This window comes from Fructilactobacillus sp. X8R2C1, assembly GCF_059900955.1.
Map to the genome: position 1 here is coordinate 264,793 of NZ_JBWXVI010000001.1, position 17,111 is coordinate 281,903.

A 17,111-nucleotide genomic window follows, 5' to 3' on the forward strand; every position below is an offset into this window, starting at 1 on the left:
TCGTTTGAACTATTTTATCATTTTCAATCCGATTAAGCATGCTTGAAACAAATTTACTCACAAAAAAAGCGCTCTGTAACTCCTAGATTCACCCTAGTAATTACAAAACACTTCAATAAACTTTATATGGCACTCTTCAAAAGGTTCTCACTAGAACCACGTTGACTGATTAGTTCCATGATCTGACCAGCAATCATAAATAAAGCGACGTTGTTAGCGTAAAACATGTGGTCGGTAAAGACCCCTTCGATTAGTGTAATGATAATAATCAAGGCTAAATATGAGGCCACCGCACTGTCTTTCGACAATAAACGAACGAGTCCAATGGTAATTAAAACCATCAATATTACAAACACAATGTAACCATCCATAAACAGCACCCGTGAAAAACTGGAATCAATGTAAAAGTAATGTAAGACATCACTCACCTTACCGCCGTTTCCGCGCTGCTTGATGTATTGACCAAGCATGCCTGGCATGTACTTTAAATAGGCTTCATGCACCAGAGCCAACCGGTTACTAAAAAGCTTATTTAAAGTTAACCAAAGACTATCATTTTTATAAAAGATCATTGATATGATGGTCCAAAAGGCAATCAAGAGCGGCGTCAGTTCCGCCAGTATCTTCGTGTATCGATTTCTTAAGTTAATGGAAAAACATGAAAGGATGATGACAATTACGATTGCGATGTTAAGCAACAGATCGGTTCTGGAATCAGTAATCAAGTAGATGGCAATCGTTCCAACCGCCATTATTAATGAACCAATCAGCTTGTTCTTAAACGATATTTTATTAATCAATAAATAACTCGCTAACGCAACGTTCAAGAAAAAGACCGCTGAGGACAATAATAATGGATAAACGAAACCTAAACTATTGCGAATTAATCCGTTTCGGGGGAATTGCAGATTCGGCAAAACGCCAAATGCTGAAAATAAAATAACTACCCCAATCACACAGATCGTAACAATTATTTCTGTTTTAATAATCCGTTTAATCGGAACGTCTTTCATACCAACAAGAAACACCATCGTATATAACAAACTTTGGTCTCTGGCAAAATGACCATTTATGAATATAAAAGTAATTAGGACAAAAATTCCTATCAAATAAATCGGCTTTAAGTTATCAAAGAAAAAAATCTTAAAAAATACATAGACAAACGCCAACAGGAGCACCAAATGTAACACGTGTCCAATGACTGGATGCATTTTAATAATCATCGTGGTACCAACTAATGCATCGAGGATTCCGACTACCAGAGCACACAGATACAAAGAAGATTCATGTTTTTTTAAAAAATAAATTGAATCTTTTATCATTTTTCGGTTACAACTCCATTTACGTAATTCTCATTTAATAATTTTAATTGTTTATTAGCAGAATCGTCATTAGGCACAAAATCCTTATGGTTTTTATACTTAAAGTCGTATTTACATGACCTTAACGTTACTTTACTACCCACCGTTGCATTACTAATCACTGGTTGCGTAATTATCGTCCCACTGAAGGGATGAATCGGTGGCTGAACGTCCATGCTAACAGGCTTATCCAGCATCGAAACATAGACGGTCTGATTTTTACGTTTACCGTTAACTTTAATCTCATACAAGTAATTATCATCAGATTGATTAATGTTGGTGATCGTACCAGTCTCATCAAAGTTAACTTGATTCGTTCTTTCAATCTCGTTCGGGTCCACTGCTCTATCCTTAACGTACTTAGAACCAACAAAAAAGATTCCGATGAAGACGATCCCAATACAAACCAGCCATACACCTGTTTTTTTATGATTTGGTTTGATGCCATGGCTATTGCTTGCCTTGTCTTGATAGTAACTATTTCTGATCAAAACATATCCAAGGACTAAAATAACAAACGCTACCAGTAATATTAATAATACAAATAGTTTGCTAGATAGTAGCTCAGAGGCTTTATATATAACCCATTGCGTATTTGAATATTTGATAATACCACTCCTACTTATAAATGATAATACGATTAATGTATATATTATTTTTAATTAATAGATACGTTAATAATACAGATATTATAGCACAAACCATTGTATCACTTTCATAAGCTTTAGATTAATACCATTTTCACGTCCTGCCAGACAATAAAATAAACAAAAAGTTAATTTCTTGCTAAATATAAAACACAAACCGCCTGAATTGAGTATAATTGTTACATAACTAATACAGAACTGGAGTGAGAGTAGTGAAGCTTTATTCATATTCATTTATTTCCCACAATTTCAATTTTACCAACTACATCTTTATTGGTTTAATCATTGTGATTGCGTTGGTCATCATTGGAACTGGGATCTTCTATTATCGAAATAGAAGTAACCTAAGATTTCGAAGCCTATTCATCCTAGTTACGATGTTAGGGGCACTGATTATCGCGATGCAGACAGGCCGAGTCTTTCAGCAAAAAAACGCTGATAGTCAAACTACTCAGACCGTCCAAATCATGAAAAACATCAGTAAACAGAAAAAAGTTCCGCTAAACCAGATGTATGCTAGTAGCAATAATCTGGTTGATGGAATGACGATTCAAGCGGGAAAAGACGCCTACGTGGTTCACTTCAATACTGACATGACCAACTACACGGTCACCCCAACTAAACTAGTATCTAAACCCAAGCATATCAACAAGGGTGGCTTCACGTGGAGTAGTAGTGACTCTCAATATTGGACCATCTTCTTGAAGTTCCTGATTGGATTCATCATGATTGTCTTACAGATTAACCTTTCTGGCAAAGGTAATCTGGCTCCATCAAATGCCGTCGACCAACTCCAGAACTATATTCTTGGTGGAATTATTGGTGGTGTTATTTACAACCAAGACATCACTCCAATTCAATTTGTCATCATTCTGTTAATCTGGTCTGTTATCGTCTTTGCAAGTAAGTTCTTAACCGGAACGAGTAATACGCTGAATAAGCTGATCAACGGAAGTCCGCAGATACTGATTTTAAATGGTGTCGTAAACGTCAACCGTGCACTGCGGAACGGTTTAACCGCTAATCAGCTTGCTTTCAAACTCAGAACTCATGGAGTTAACGACTTCAAGGACGTTAAAAACGCAACTCTTGAAGAAAACGGTCAGTTGACCGTGACGTTAAACGATGAACCTACTATGAACTACCCTATTATCACCGATGGCCAATTAAACGAAAACGTTGCTAAACGTCGTAACTTAAACGACGATCAAGTTGAACAAATGTGTGAGAAACAGGGATGCACCATTCAGGATGTCTACCTAGGTCAGTTTGGATCTAAGGGTGATTTAGACCTTGTGTTGTATCCAAGGAAGCGAAAAAGTTTGAAGAAAACGAAATAGATAGTAAATAAGCCCAATCCAGATGGATTGGGCTTATTTTTATCAAGATTTACTTTTTATTATCATTTATTTGTTTCAAAAAGAAATTTCTGAATACAAAATATATGAGCAATAACCATGTAAATAAACTGATCCAGATAGAAATAATTTGAATTATTGTTTTTTTGTAAACAATATCTACTCTATTAATTCCCTTGGTCAATTTAACTTGGATTATGTTTTTATTATTAGGCTTTATCGGAACAATCTTTCCATTGTTATAAACATGGAATCCATCATAATATATACTTGGTATTTTTGTCCAATTTGTATTATGTCTACTTTCTAAATTATAACTAATTTTGTTATAAGATGTAATTCTACTAATTTGTCTTATTTGGTAATTTTTCCCGTTTATATCTGGAACAGAATGTTTCAAAAGCAATGGAACAGTATCACTGGATCCCATTGGTAGATAATCATATGCATCATGAAATTCTGATGTGTCTCTAACAAAGCTCTTTCTTTGTCCAATAGAACCTGACTGTTGTTTTATTTGCCCAGAATCAGAGAAAGAGATGCAAATAACAGAACTAACGAACAAAAGTAAAAAAGTAATTTTAGCTTTAGACTGATTTCTAATACTACCGCCAGAAAAAGCTAAATTAATGCAATTACCACCTAATAGAGATATCAAAAGAACAGGAATTATATATAATCTAGTTGGAAATTGTAATATCTTCAAATATGTCTGCAAAATTTGCCAAGGAAAAAGATTAGAAATTATGAATAAAAATATTATTGCTTCAATGAATAAATATTTTAAAACATTATTCATCCTTCTAAAGTAAAACATACAAAAAATAAAAACAACTGATAAAACAATTCCCAATCCCATTGGGATAGCAATATTACCAAATGCCATTGTTTCAACACTAGGAGCATTTTTCATCAAATCAACTGGAAAATTTTCAATAACGAATGGTGAATATTTTTTATAATTAACCAATAGAGGAACTATAAAAACAGATGACGCTAGAAATGAAATAAATGAAGAAAATATTAAGTAAATAATCCTTTTTAATCTTAATTTCCAACCTTCAGATTCACAAAAAATCAATCCCAAAGATAACAATATAAAAAAACTAATGATGATAGATGACAATATGTGTGTAAGAAGGCATAGAGACATTCCAATTACAAGAATCCACCATTTTTTATAATCTTTACATAAAATTTGGTACATACCATAAAAACAAATTGGTAAAAATATAAAAATTAATGCTTCAGAAATATCTTGTCGAAAAAACATGTCAATTTCTCTATACTGAGAAAATACATACAAAATTGCACTAATTACACCAGAAAATTTATTCCTAATTATTTTCTTGGTAACAAAATACATTGATACAAAAGTTAATAAAGTTACTAGGAACAAAAATATCAAATATGAATCATAAGGATCAAAACCAATTAATCTGAAAATTAATTCTGGCAATAAAAAATAAGATGGATAAAATAGATTCAATGGATATCCAAATGATCCACCATTTTTTGTTAATATATCAGGAAACAAATGTGATAAGTTACCATTTTTTATATAGCCAAACGTCTCATTTAATGGTGCTAAATGAAACGGTAAATCCCAATTAAGTACTGGTTGTTTTATATACGGAAGAATAATAACTACGCTAAGAATCACGAATAACAGTAGAATAAATAAATTAATATTCTTTTTTAAATACGAACCAAGTTTAATAATAGCAATTCCTCCAATAGTAAATTCAATATTTTATATATTTTGTTAAATTGGAAGCTATGTTTAAGGTAAAATCTCCTTTAAAAGTGGAACCCTTTTTAGTCCAAACACTAATAATCCACACAGAACATATGTTACAACTGGCATAACAAATACATGAACCAGCCCTGACGGATTTGATTTAAAAATAACATCAAATAGTTTAAAGAATAATGGATGCAAAATATAAATACCTAAACTAACAGAAGCCATCTTTGCTAAAATGCTTTTTACACGAATATTATTAAATAATTCAAACTTACCTACTAACAATTTAATCAGGGTAAATATACCAATCACATAGAAAAATAAGTATGGAGAATTTCCTAAAATGTTATGAGAAGCAACATTTGGAAGAAAAATTTCTGATATTAATAAGAAAGCTAAAGCGCATATACCAACAACTGAGATACAGGTTTCAATTTTTTTAGAAAAATAGTTAATATTAATCAAATACCCCATGATGAATATCCCGATAAAGGCAGAAGCAATTGGATTTATTTGAACTTTAGTTGGATCAATCGGTAATTGATACGCTTGAATGGCATATATATAAAGAAAGTCTCCAACAAAGTTTAGAATTACAAGATAAAATAATAAATCCTTATGATGATCAGCTAACAAAGATAATAAAGGAACTAATAAATATAAAAGAATAATGGCATAGAAAAACCAAAATATATTATCAATGTTGTTATTTAAAAATCCCAAAATAAAATCTTTGATACTTGGATTAGGATGAGGAATTGGTCCTGGAAATGCTGTAAATTTTATATCATATAAATACCAAATAATACTCCATACAGCAAAAGGAATGACAACACGTTTAATTCTTTTAATAAAGAATGTTTTGGTATCGTATTTTGATCTATACCCAATCAAAGTTGCCCCAGAATTCATCAAAAATAAGTAAATTGCTGGAATAAAAATTGCTTGAATAATATTATTTTTTAAAACAATCCCATTAGTAAAATACTGTGATGAATGCAACATCAAAACAGCAAAAATTGCAATGATATTAATTACATCAATATAGGTTAATCTTTTTTTCATAGTTTCTCCTAATTATTACCTTTATGGAAAAAGATGCTTAATAACAGGGATCTTTTTCATCAAATAAACAAACAGACCACAAACAACATAGACAACAAATGGCATTAAGAAAATGTCCCAGTATGAAGAATAAGTTAAATGAAAAATCTTATTAAATGTCTCATAAAACATTAAGTGCAAAATATAAATTCCTAAACTAACTGATGAAACCTTAGCTAAAAATGACTTAATCCTCAGATTATTAAACCAATGTGCTTTACTAATTAATCTTCTAATGACAACGTAAAATCCAATTGAATAAAAGAAAGTGAAAGGTGAACCATAACCAGTACTGCCATAACTAATTAATTTTGGCCCAAAATTTTCTGGAGAAACAAATTGAATCGCAATTACAAATATTAGTGATACCAATCCTAATCCCACTAACATGTTTTGAAATTTCCTACTAAAATACTTTTCTTTCAGTAAATAACCCATGATGTAATAGCCGACATAATTTGCTGTTGAAAATAAATACATAAAGGCAATAAAATACGGTGTGGTTCCTAAATTAAAAATATCATGAATAAATAAAATCAGATTATTAATAAAAACCAAAATGACAATGTAAAAAAGCGTATTTTTACTTAGATCTGCTAAAACTGGTGTAACAATATACATCGCAATAATGGCATAGAAGAACCAGAAAGATCCGTCGATATTATTTCCAATAAAATTCTTAATAAAATCAATAATCCCCGGATTAGTGACAGGTGTAATTGCTCCTGTAAAATGACCACTACATGCAATTAAATAAAAAATCAAACTCCATGCCACTAAGGGAATTACAACTCTTGATATTCTCTTCTTCGCAAAGGTTAAATTATCATATTTATTTTTATACCCAATCAACGTTGCCCCGGAATTCATAATAAAAAGAAAAACGGCACAAATACATATCGCATGAATAACTGAAGTTATCATTAACATTGGAGTACTAATCGTTGTCCTATCATTCCAAGCAACGGATGACGCATGAAGCAAAAGAACAAATATAATTCCAATTATGTTAGTTACATCAATATAAGTTAATCTTTTTTGCATATTTTCTCCTGTACTATGTAATATTTAACACAATTACAATGATATCAGAACTTCTAAAAAATAAGAAATTTAATTTTACATACAAAAAGAGCGTGAAGACAAAATTTTCACGCTCTTTTACGTATTATTCTATTTAAGCATTCTAAATCGCTTGCTATCATCCATGAAATCTTTTTCGCTAGCAGGAGTGTTGATTGAACCAAAGTTCATTTCAGCCCGTAATTGCCAGTGATCAGTAATATCAAAGGTGGAAGCCACTTGCGCATTAATCAATGGATCATAGTGTTGAATGTTAACGCCAAGTCCATTTTCTTCTAGACCAGTCCAAACGGCAAACTGAGCGTTCCCTTGTCCTTCTTCAGACCAGTTGTACATCTCGTATTGATAGGTCTTAAATTGACCTTGCAATTCTTTAACCTTGTCCATATCAGTAAAAAACAAGATTGATGCATAGGCATCCCTAAAAGTTGAGATCTTTGCCTTCGTTCGAAGAAATCCGTCGGCTGGTACCTTTTCTCTCAGCGCATCTTCAACGATATCCCATAACTTATCATGGTTTTCGTTAAAAAGTACCACAGCTCGAACCGTCTGCCCATTGAAGGCACTTGGTGTGTATTTAATTAATTCCTTGATATAAGTATATAGATCGTCCTGTAAGAAAGGCACGTCTTTACCCAGGTCATAGATGGTTCGTCGATTCTTCTCAAGATCTAAGAATTGTTTCTTTAATTCCATGTTCCAAAACTTCTTTCGTTAAATTTGATTCTTGGTCTTTCCCGTTGTCATTGCTTCGTGGAAATTATCATAGCTAACCTTGATCATGTCGACCGTGGCTGGCTTAGTCAGATAACCAATGTGCGGAGTAATAATAACATTTGGATAACGCTTCATCAATTCTAACACGTCTTTGTTTGGAAGGTCATCTAATGAGTTGAACTCGTTACCATCAATCTGATTCTCATCAATAATCACGTCAGCAGCGTAGCCACCAATGTTACTACCAGACAATGCAATCGTAACGGCCTTAGTATCAACCAGCTCACCACGCGCAGTGTTGACTAAAATAGCGTTTCGTTTCATCTTGGCTAACTCTGGAGCACCAATCATCTCGTCATTTTCACCCGGTACGTAAGGAACGTGAATGGAAACAATATCCGACTTCTTTAACAACTCATCTTCATCAACGAAGGTTACATCGGGATTGTCATTTGGATGACGTTGATAGCCAAGCACGTTGGCACCAAGATTGTGATACAACTTAGCCTCAGCACTCCCCATGTGACCAACTCCGATAATTCCGACGGTTGCATCATGAATTTCATTACTGAAATACGTTGGCAGAACCCGAAAGTCAGCGTTATTTGTATTTACAGTTGCCTGGGCAACGTGTCTGAATAGGTCCATTCCCATCGTCAGTGCTAATTCGGCAACGGAATATGGTGAATAACTAGGAACGTTAGCAACCATAATTCCGTCTGCTTTAGCAGCATCTAGGTCAATGTTGTTGTAACCAACAAAACGGGTAAACAGATACTTAATTCCCATATCCTTGACCTTATCCAAGACATCTTTATCAGCGACACAGGAACCGTCAATCAGGATGGCATCCGTGCCCATTGCCTCGTCAACCGTATCAATCTTCAATGGTCTTTCAACCAAATTTAAATCAAAGTCATATGAATTTAAATCCACAAAGTATTCTTTTTCAAATGGCCTTACATCATAAGCAGTAATCTTTGCCATTATATCTCTCCTTAGTTTAATGGATGAAGTGGTTTTCCAGTCTCAATCACTTTTTGAAAGTTATCAAAACTGATCCGAACCATGTCCTTATTGGCTTCCTCGGTGAACGAACCCATGTGTGGCGTGACGATCACATTGGGATAGTTCTTCATTAGCTTCTTGTCTTCAGCATTAGGAACATCATCCAAACTGTTGAATTCTTTGCCCATAATCTGACCTTCATCTAGTAGGACATCGGTTCCATAACCACCAATTTCAAAATTCTCGACGGCATCAGCAACCGCGTTGTTATCAACCACGCCGCCCCGAGCTGTATTGACTAGGATGGCATCGTTCTTCATCTTGGTTAGTTCGGCCTTGCCAATTAATTTCTCCGTACCAGAAGTTAGTGGAACGTGAATGGAAACAATATCAGATTTTGTAAGTAACTCATCCATGTCAACAAACTTAACGGAATGATTATCGGGATCAGCATGCCGTTGATAAGCCAAAACGTTTGCCCCAACTGCATCATACATCTGGGCTTCAGCCGTTCCGATCCTACCGGCCCCAATGATTCCAACCGTTGAATCGTGAATCTCACGACTAAAGTACAGTGGTAAGATACGAAAATCAGCGTCATGCGTGTTGGCGGTTGCTTGAGCAACATGTCTAAAAAGCGTCATTCCAAGGGTAAACGCCAATCCTGCTACCGAATGTGGTGAATAGTCGGGCACGTTAGCAACTTTAATGCCCTTTTCAGTCGCCCGCTTAATGTCAATATTATTAACTCCAACCGAACGAGTAAACAAGTACTCAACGCCATAATCAGCTAAGTGGTCAACGATTGTACCATCAGCGTCGCACATCCCATCAATCAAAACCCCGTTTGATCCCTGAGCCTGACTTACATTGGCCATCGTTAACTTTTCATTGACAAACTTTAAGTCGAATTCTGTTTGATTATAATCTTCAAAGTATTGCTTCTGCATCGCATCAGCATGGTAAATTGTTATTTTAAACATTAAACTATCTCCTTATCTTAACAACCCAATTATGAATTAAATCGTGGTTAAAATGCAATTCTTTTCTCTTATTAAATGCTAAAATGTTCATAACCGATCAGAGGAGAATAGTATGGCAAACAAATTTAATAACTTTCACAAAACTCAAGTTAAACGAATCGTAGTAATGGCGGTGGTAATGATCATCCTGGTCATCGCTGGTATTTACGCAATCCTAACGAAATAATTAAGCAAAAGAAAAAGACGACTGATTAGTCGTCTTTTTATCATTTATTTTCAAACTTAAGAACCATATTTTCTGGAGCCTTATCACAAATATCTATTTTCTTTGGAATTTTGTTATAAAAGACTTTAGGATTTAAAATTTTGGGAATTAGTAAACCCATATCATCCCTTTCAGGTTCATCATTAACTAAAAATTTTTCAAAAATTTTCTCTCCCGCTATTGTTTCACCAACAATAATTATTTTTAGATTTTTTAATGACAAATTCTCTGAATAAAGTAGTATTAATGAATAATTATGTTCCATTGCAGGAAAGTAATATGATAATTTTGTTTTATCATTAAAAGTCATATATATGTGACATCTTAATAATGTTTCACCATAGTTAGTGACGATCGGTGGACTTATCCAAGCTACGCTAGAAAATCCTCTTGTTTTAAACTCTAAACGACGAAAAGTATTTGAATCAGGTGTGGAAGCATTTATTAAAAAATAAGCTTTATTTTTATCAAAAATATTATTCCCAAACGATAATGCTAGTTGTGGTCTTTTACTTTCATTATTTAATCTATTTGAATTACTTATCTGTCTTTGAGTTTGCCAATACACACCTAATATAGCTATTGAAGATCCAAGAAATGCCCCACCAAAACCTATCCAGTCACCTACACTTCCTTTTGATCCAGGAAATAAGCCAAGTTTAATTATTACCGAAAACATAAGTGGAATTAAGAGCAAAACACCGACTAATAATAAATGTAACTAACCAATTTTCAATGAAAAATGAAAAATAAGACTTAGTATTACGCCACTGGTATTTTATATTTTTATAATTACTTTGTTTTTTCATATGAAATAATACCTTCTTACTTATTATTGATAATTTAAAGGTAACATGAGTGAAATCAATAATTACCAATAGCTTTTATACTCTTAGCATTAAACATATATGCATAAGAAGTATTTTGCCAATTTGTTGGATCATCAAAAATGATACTACCTAAAGAATAATTCGAAGAACCAACATTTGTAATTTGAGGAACAATAACATTTCCCTTATTTTGCTTCTTTTTCAATTCATTTTTGATTTCTTTTTGTTGATTTAACAATTGCTTATCTGTTTTATAGGATATTACAAATCCAGAAGTAAGATTAAGGACTAAGTATCCACCCAAACAAATTATAAAAGCACTAATTAATAATTTAATAATATTATCTTTAATATTAAACGGAACTAATTCTACAATTGCAATTATTAATAATACTGTTCCAAAGAAATAACACCTTCCTTGGTCTGCACCTTCTGGAGAAATTACTAAAGCATAAAAAGTAATAAAAGCTGAAACAAACAAAATTAGAGCATTAGTAATAGCTTTTTTGTTTTTAACCAGATAAATATTAATGCAAAGAAAAATGACAAAAATAATGAGGATGGGCATTAAATTATTAATAATGTACTGATTAATAAGTGGAAAATTAATCCCAATTTTTTCAAAAAAAGTTTTATCTAAAAATGAAGAGTCTCTCAATCTTGCCCTTGCCATGTTACCAGGAGCAATTAGTAACAATACATACCCAATAACATACGATATAATCATTACAATTCTAGGAACAGTTAATCCCATGTGTTTTTGAGAGGAAAATAACATCAGTCCTAGAAGTAAAACAATCATTCCAACTCCAAGGTTTTCGTTAGAACATCCAGCTATCAAACCAAAAATTCCCAAAAAGAAAACAAAAATCGTATTTAAAATTCGATTATTCTTTTTTTTATATGTAATCCATAAGCTTACAAACAGTAAATTAATTACAGTTGTCCATAAATAATTTCCAGAACCAGCTCGGTAAAAAATTGTAAGTGAAAATTGGGGAATAAATACGAAAGCGAGAATTGTTGCAAGTAAATATTTTGAATTAATATTTTTAAATTTAATAGAAAATTGAGCTGATAAATAAGTAATTAGTAATAGTAAAACTATAAATGCTAAACCATTTATTAATCCGAAAGATGTTGGCGACAAATTTACTAAACATCTGTAAATAGTTTGGCCTACAAACCTACCATTCCAAACAAACCAATCTTTTATCCCTTCATGAACTATATTTTCCAAATTCATTCTAACTGCTAAAGCATCATCACCAAAGATCGGGGTAATCATACTCCAAAAAGACACCAAGCAAAATATAAGCACCGACATAATTCCAATAAAATACTTTTTACAAAAAGACACTATCTTATCCATAGATAATTCACCTCATAATATAGATATTATAATTGTATCATAAGAAAAAATATCAAAATACAGAAAAAAGGACTATACACATAGCATAGTCCTTTCATTCTCGTTTTAATAAATCTTATTGAGCCGTGTAGCCACCATCGACCACTAACTCACTACCAGTCGTGAATTCAGATTCATCAGAAGCCAAGTAAACAGCTGCATATGCGATGTCTTCTGGTTTACCTAAGTGTCCCATTGGAGTTTTGGTTCTTTGTGACATGGCTTTCGCAAAGTCTGGTTTAACCATTGGAGTTTGAATATATCCAGGATGAACAGAGTTAATCCGAATACCATAATCTTTCAACGCACAATCAAGTGCCGCTGATTTGGACATCATACGAACTGCACCTTTAGAAGCATTGTAAGCGCCTAGGTTAGGATCACCAACTAATCCTTCAATCGACGACATGTTCACAATTGAAGCACCAACACCTTTATTCTTCATTTGTTTGATGCCTTCACGTATCCCATAAAAGACTCCGTCTAGATCGATGCTTAGAACTTTATGCCACTCTTCGGTTGTAGTATCTTCAATAGACTTACCAAGGGCAATTCCAGCGTTATTAATTAGGGTCGTTACCTGTCCGAAATCTTTTTTGGTTTCTTCAAAGACTTCTGGCCAACGGTCTGGATCAGAAACATCCTGTTTCATGAATTTTACAGTTCCAGGATACTTTTTATCAATCGATTCAACTGCTTCGCGTCCACGATCTTCATTACGTCCAGTAATCGTTACTTTAGCTCCTTCTTTAGCGAACATTTCAGCAATAGCATAGCCAATTCCTAGTGTTCCACCAGTAATGATTGCAACTTTGTTTTTTAATCTGTCTGTCATAATATATCCCTCCAATTACTTAGTCATTTACCGACTTAACTGTATCATGAACCCTTATAAACGCACACAAAAAGGCTCATGACTTTCATCATGAGCCTTCCGCGCTAAAACTAATTTAGTACCAGTTATTACTTTCCCAATGCTTCTTAGCATTTTGCCATGAACCATAGCGATCATGAACGTAGTTGTCAGCAGTACGTTCTTGATTCTCCTTCGAGTAATCCCCGTGAAGGTAAGTCTTAGTCAATTGATACTTGCCATACACTTGTGGATTAGTTGGATTCTCAGCATGATACTCACCACGTGATTCATGATAAGCAATCCAATTCTTAGCTGTCATCTCTGACGGACTTAATTTCGACACTGAACTTTCTGATTTTATAACTTTGACAGGTTTGTTGGCGTGTGGTGCTTTTCGAAATTTAACTAGCTTATTAACGGTGGTGTAGCGCGATGAATCAGCATTAACATTAGCGCGTGAGCTATTTGCGACTGCTATGCCCGTGGTAAAAATAGCTGTAACACTAACTGCTGTAAGAATAATATGTTTCCACTCCATTTTGTTCCTCCTCTCAACAGTCAATACATTAAGGGGAAAAAATTTCAATAATATTAGTAAAATATTACACGGATGTTAAAAAACATTGCAGAAATCGGGATTTAGTATTATTAATTTTCGCAAGTCATTTTACTATCTTGTATTCATAAATGAAGTGTCATTGAGCTTCCCCAAATCGAGAATGGGCTCCCTTACGTCCTTTCCTTCAATGCTTTCTGGGGAGATTTTCAAAATGTGACTTTTCAAAATTGTCTTGGCAAATTCACATGGAGTAATTAATTTTTCGTTTGTTAAATGATACATCCCATATGGTAAATCACTTTGGATTACAAACAACATAAACTCCGCCAATCTTCTAGTATCGGTTACCTGCATTGGTTGGTTACTAGTCTTAATCTCACCACTTTTTAATAATTCATCAACAAATTTACTTCCATTTTCATCATATAGATTGGCCGTTCGAATTGTATAATATTTCGTACTAATCTCTTCAATGGCACGTTCTGCCATGCGTTTCTGCTTACCATACTCACTTACTGGATTAGGAATATCCGTTATCTCATGTGGTTTAGAATTATCATTTCCGTCAAACACTCGATTCGTACTGATGTGGACTAGCGTTGCGTTCACGTCTCTAGCGGCTAACGCCACATACTGGGTACCAAGAAAGTTCACGTTCTTATTGATGGTTTTACCCGGTTCCTCTTCGGCGTTAACAATGTCGGTGTATCCAACGCAATCAAAAACAACTTCTGGTTGATGGACCTGAAAATAATCCATTACTTGTTTCTGATTAGTTACATCAACTTCTTTTGAAGAAGGTGCCTCAAATTCGATTTGCTTCTCATTTAGCAGATTTGTTAACGTTTGACCTAACTGACCATTTGAACCCAGTACCAATACTTTCATCATAAAATCACTCCCATAAAAAAATAACGACGTGATGATCATTAGCTAATAATATTAACTAATAGATTAACACGTCGTTTCTAATTTGTTTTACTTAATTTTCTCAAACACCTGATTAAAGGCCTGTTTAGTGTAAAAGCCATCATGAAGTTGCTTTGAAAGTTCATGGGCATTATCCACCATTTGAGTAAAATCATCATCAGTCACTTTTTTAAGTGATGAAGCTAGGTCAGAAATGGAATCCACTGATAACCCAACGTGATGCTGTTTTACAAATTTAGCCACGGCTGATTCTTCCCAGACAATCACGGGCATCCCAGCACTCAGATACGACGAAGCCTTATATGGGTTATTGTAGCGCAAATAGTCGCCAATCTTGCCATCCACAGTATCAACACTATTGCCATCCCACACTAGTCCGTAACCATGGCCTAATTTCTTTGATAACACGTCCGGTGACACACTTCCCATGTACTCTAATGAGGAATTCAGTGTATTTGGATCATCAATATTTCCAAAGACCTCGCATTTAACTGCCTTTGAAACGTTTAGATATTTTAAGAAGACTGACTTATTCAAGTTCCCAGCAAACGTCACGTTATCTTTGTATTTTACCCCGTTTTTTTGACTTTGAACGTCAGAAAAGTAGTCAAAGATTTCAAGGTCCACACAGGGAACGTTTAATCCATTTTCTTTTAACGTATCTGACATCGTACTATTCGGTGAAATAACGGCCGTAAAGTTATTTAAAAACTCGGCTTCTTCCTTGACGGTTGCAAAGGTACTGTTAGGAAAACGCAGTGAATCAATATCATGGATCACCGCTACTGTCTTAACGTGACGGCCATTGAGATATCTTAAAAGGGTTTCTTCAAACTGTTTTCCAGAATAAATTGGATATTGAATAACGATTACATCAGTTGATTTTAGGTGATACTTATCCAGTTTATTAATTCGATAATTAATCAAAAAATGACGATCAAATTTACCGTATTTATACTGCTTTAAGTAAGCCATTTGGAAGCCATAATTCTTTTCAAGGACTTCATTAATGTCCTCTTTAGGCTTACCAATCCCATCATTAGCTTTTGACCGGACCACATCAATAATCAATTTTTTCATCAGTTCTACTAAACTCCTTCAAGGTCTACCTAATTATTAAACTGTTGGGTTAATTCGTTAAAACCGCGTTCCCACGCCTTCCAGTTCAATTTGGTTTTATATAATTTTCGAGCGTTTTTAGACATCGTTTCTAATTTTTCTGGTGACTGTGTCAAATCGATCACTGCATCGGCAAAATCCATTGCCGTAGCGTTCTTATTGAGCCGATAACCATTGTAATCATTAATGACATAGGTACCAATTCCACCAGTATCATACGTAATAGAAGGCAGACCATATTCGGAAGCTTCCGCAAACGCAATTCCCGCACACTCTGCCTTTGTTGGCAAAACAAACAAATCACTCTCATTATAAAGTTGAATCATCTTGTTAAGACCAGAGCCTGTATGTTTAGAGACGAAACCATGAAACTTAATGTTGTTGGGTAAATCTTGGTCAGTTGGCTGATTAAGACCAATGACGTTAATCATAAACTTATCTGGGAATCGTTCGTTCAACTTGTCCATCATGGCACAGATGAGATCCATTCCCTTTCGTCTCCACTCAACACCAACAAACAATAATCTGATTTTACTGTCTGGGTCAGCTTTGTGAGCTACAAATTTATCTGGTAAATTAGCGCCAAAAGGTAACACTTTGACCTTGTTTTCATCAATTCCATAAGATTCAATGGCACCCTTTTTGGCCCATTCATTGGCCATTAAAATCAAAGAAGCTTTTTCAAGGGTAACTTTGTCCATTTGGGTGTGTACTTCAATCTTCTTTTTCGTCAAATTGAAGTAGTAATAATTAATCATTTCGCTAAAAGTCGCATCATTTAAAAAAACAATCGGTAGGTCGGTTTGCAAAAATTCAACGAGGTTATCCTCAGCAGCAACAAAGATAAAATCAATATCAGATTCATGCTTCAACTTCTGCTGTAAAGATTGACCCTCAACCCTTGCAATCCACTCGTCAGAGAAAGCTTTTAAATCAGGTAACTTAAACCACTTGGTAAACTTTCGAAAGACTTTTCCCAAAAACAGCTTAATACCAGATGGACGCACTGAAACAACTTGGTTTTGTTTAGCAATGACGTCATAAATGTTGCTGGTCGTCCCAGACCAAACCGAGACATCAGTTAATTTATCCTCACTAATAAAAGCAATCTTCATTGGCTCTTAACCTCTTAT

At 34.1% G+C, this 17,111-nt stretch carries 16 protein-coding genes; 1 reads left to right on the forward strand and 15 read right to left on the reverse strand.

All coding sequences use genetic code 11. The features are described 5' to 3' along the window. Nucleotides 1-122: 122 nt before the first annotated feature. Nucleotides 123-1,322 (reverse strand): hypothetical protein, encoded by a 1,200-nt coding sequence (locus AC6UD6_RS01440; protein ID WP_500695396.1) that lies wholly within the window; start codon nucleotides 1,320-1,322, stop codon nucleotides 123-125. After that, nucleotides 1,319-1,852 (reverse strand): hypothetical protein, encoded by a 534-nt coding sequence (locus AC6UD6_RS01445; RefSeq protein WP_500695397.1) that lies wholly within the window; start codon nucleotides 1,850-1,852, stop codon nucleotides 1,319-1,321. Before AC6UD6_RS01445 ends, AC6UD6_RS01440 begins: the two co-directional genes overlap by 4 nt. Before the next feature lie 368 nt (nucleotides 1,853-2,220). Here AC6UD6_RS01445 and AC6UD6_RS01450 point away from each other — a divergent pair, with 368 nt between their 5' ends. Beyond that, the gene (locus tag AC6UD6_RS01450) at nucleotides 2,221-3,348 is read left to right on the forward strand and encodes a DUF3290 family protein (RefSeq protein WP_500695398.1); all 1,128 of its coding nucleotides are present in this window, start codon (nucleotides 2,221-2,223) and stop codon (nucleotides 3,346-3,348) included. Between the two features lie 49 nt (nucleotides 3,349-3,397). On the opposite strand, the gene AC6UD6_RS01455 is transcribed toward AC6UD6_RS01450, so the two are convergent. The 13 genes from AC6UD6_RS01455 to AC6UD6_RS01515 all read right to left on the reverse strand — a co-directional run bounded on the left by AC6UD6_RS01455 (nucleotide 3,398) and on the right by AC6UD6_RS01515 (nucleotide 17,093). After that, a complete protein-coding gene (locus tag AC6UD6_RS01455) occupies nucleotides 3,398-5,029 on the reverse strand; it encodes a YfhO family protein (protein WP_500695399.1) in 1,632 nt (543 codons plus the stop codon). Nucleotides 5,030-5,149: 120 nt separating this feature from the next. Beyond that, nucleotides 5,150-6,178 (reverse strand): acyltransferase, encoded by a 1,029-nt coding sequence (locus tag AC6UD6_RS01460; protein ID WP_500695400.1) that lies wholly within the window; start codon nucleotides 6,176-6,178, stop codon nucleotides 5,150-5,152. A 21-nt stretch (nucleotides 6,179-6,199) separates the two neighbouring features. Continuing rightward, nucleotides 6,200-7,261, reverse strand: a complete 1,062-nt coding sequence (locus tag AC6UD6_RS01465) for an acyltransferase (RefSeq protein WP_500695401.1) — start codon at nucleotides 7,259-7,261, stop codon at nucleotides 6,200-6,202. 129 nt (nucleotides 7,262-7,390) lie between these two features. After that, a complete protein-coding gene (locus AC6UD6_RS01470) occupies nucleotides 7,391-7,996 on the reverse strand; it encodes a nitroreductase family protein (RefSeq protein ID WP_500695402.1) in 606 nt (201 codons plus the stop codon). Between the two features lie 18 nt (nucleotides 7,997-8,014). Further along, a complete protein-coding gene (locus AC6UD6_RS01475; RefSeq protein ID WP_500695403.1) occupies nucleotides 8,015-9,004 on the reverse strand; it encodes an NAD(P)-dependent oxidoreductase in 990 nt (329 codons plus the stop codon). Between the two features lie 11 nt (nucleotides 9,005-9,015). Beyond that, nucleotides 9,016-10,008 carry an NAD(P)-dependent oxidoreductase gene (locus tag AC6UD6_RS01480; RefSeq protein WP_500695404.1) on the reverse strand — a complete coding sequence of 331 codons (993 nt, stop codon included), beginning with the start codon at nucleotides 10,006-10,008 and terminating at the stop codon, nucleotides 9,016-9,018. Nucleotides 10,009-10,274: 266 nt separating this feature from the next. Further along, a complete protein-coding gene (locus AC6UD6_RS01485) occupies nucleotides 10,275-10,952 on the reverse strand; it encodes a hypothetical protein (protein ID WP_500695405.1) in 678 nt (225 codons plus the stop codon). A 185-nt stretch (nucleotides 10,953-11,137) separates the two neighbouring features. Then, on the reverse strand, nucleotides 11,138-12,475 hold the full coding sequence (locus AC6UD6_RS01490; RefSeq protein WP_500695406.1) for a DUF3329 domain-containing protein: 1,338 nt from the start codon (nucleotides 12,473-12,475) through the stop codon (nucleotides 11,138-11,140). A gap of 115 nt (nucleotides 12,476-12,590) precedes the next feature. Continuing rightward, on the reverse strand, nucleotides 12,591-13,349 hold the full coding sequence (locus AC6UD6_RS01495; RefSeq protein WP_500695407.1) for an NADP-dependent (R)-specific alcohol dehydrogenase: 759 nt from the start codon (nucleotides 13,347-13,349) through the stop codon (nucleotides 12,591-12,593). A gap of 115 nt (nucleotides 13,350-13,464) precedes the next feature. Next, complete coding sequence (locus AC6UD6_RS01500; protein ID WP_500693341.1) at nucleotides 13,465-13,908, reverse strand: aggregation-promoting factor C-terminal-like domain-containing protein; 444 nt, start codon at nucleotides 13,906-13,908, stop codon at nucleotides 13,465-13,467. A 132-nt stretch (nucleotides 13,909-14,040) separates the two neighbouring features. Beyond that, nucleotides 14,041-14,820 (reverse strand): SDR family oxidoreductase, encoded by a 780-nt coding sequence (locus tag AC6UD6_RS01505; protein WP_500695408.1) that lies wholly within the window; start codon nucleotides 14,818-14,820, stop codon nucleotides 14,041-14,043. An 87-nt stretch (nucleotides 14,821-14,907) separates the two neighbouring features. Next, on the reverse strand, nucleotides 14,908-15,939 hold the full coding sequence (locus AC6UD6_RS01510) for a glycosyltransferase (RefSeq protein ID WP_500695409.1): 1,032 nt from the start codon (nucleotides 15,937-15,939) through the stop codon (nucleotides 14,908-14,910). A 29-nt stretch (nucleotides 15,940-15,968) separates the two neighbouring features. Then, nucleotides 15,969-17,093: a glycosyltransferase family 4 protein gene (locus AC6UD6_RS01515; protein ID WP_500695410.1), complete on the reverse strand. Its 1,125-nt coding sequence runs from the start codon at nucleotides 17,091-17,093 to the stop codon at nucleotides 15,969-15,971. Between the last annotated feature and the right edge of the window lie 18 nt (nucleotides 17,094-17,111).

Bases quoted from the DNA above. Each gene is read 5' to 3' on its own strand.
- AC6UD6_RS01485 (WP_500695405.1), bottom strand. From the start codon at position 10,952: ATGTTTTCGGTAATAATTAAACTTGGCTTATTTCCTGGATCAAAAGGA.
- AC6UD6_RS01490 (WP_500695406.1), bottom strand. From the start codon at position 12,475: ATGGATAAGATAGTGTCTTTTTGTAAAAAGTATTTTATTGGAATTATG.
- AC6UD6_RS01500 (WP_500693341.1), bottom strand. From the start codon at position 13,908: ATGGAGTGGAAACATATTATTCTTACAGCAGTTAGTGTTACAGCTATT.
- AC6UD6_RS01515 (WP_500695410.1), bottom strand. From the start codon at position 17,093: ATGAAGATTGCTTTTATTAGTGAGGATAAATTAACTGATGTCTCGGTT.
- AC6UD6_RS01480 (WP_500695404.1), bottom strand. From the start codon at position 10,008: ATGTTTAAAATAACAATTTACCATGCTGATGCGATGCAGAAGCAATAC.
- AC6UD6_RS01465 (WP_500695401.1), bottom strand. From the start codon at position 7,261: ATGCAAAAAAGATTAACTTATATTGATGTAACTAACATAATTGGAATT.
- AC6UD6_RS01470 (WP_500695402.1), bottom strand. From the start codon at position 7,996: ATGGAATTAAAGAAACAATTCTTAGATCTTGAGAAGAATCGACGAACC.
- AC6UD6_RS01440 (WP_500695396.1), bottom strand. From the start codon at position 1,322: ATGATAAAAGATTCAATTTATTTTTTAAAAAAACATGAATCTTCTTTG.
- AC6UD6_RS01475 (WP_500695403.1), bottom strand. From the start codon at position 9,004: ATGGCAAAGATTACTGCTTATGATGTAAGGCCATTTGAAAAAGAATAC.
- AC6UD6_RS01460 (WP_500695400.1), bottom strand. From the start codon at position 6,178: ATGAAAAAAAGATTAACCTATATTGATGTAATTAATATCATTGCAATT.
- AC6UD6_RS01510 (WP_500695409.1), bottom strand. From the start codon at position 15,939: ATGAAAAAATTGATTATTGATGTGGTCCGGTCAAAAGCTAATGATGGG.
- AC6UD6_RS01505 (WP_500695408.1), bottom strand. From the start codon at position 14,820: ATGATGAAAGTATTGGTACTGGGTTCAAATGGTCAGTTAGGTCAAACG.
- AC6UD6_RS01495 (WP_500695407.1), bottom strand. From the start codon at position 13,349: ATGACAGACAGATTAAAAAACAAAGTTGCAATCATTACTGGTGGAACA.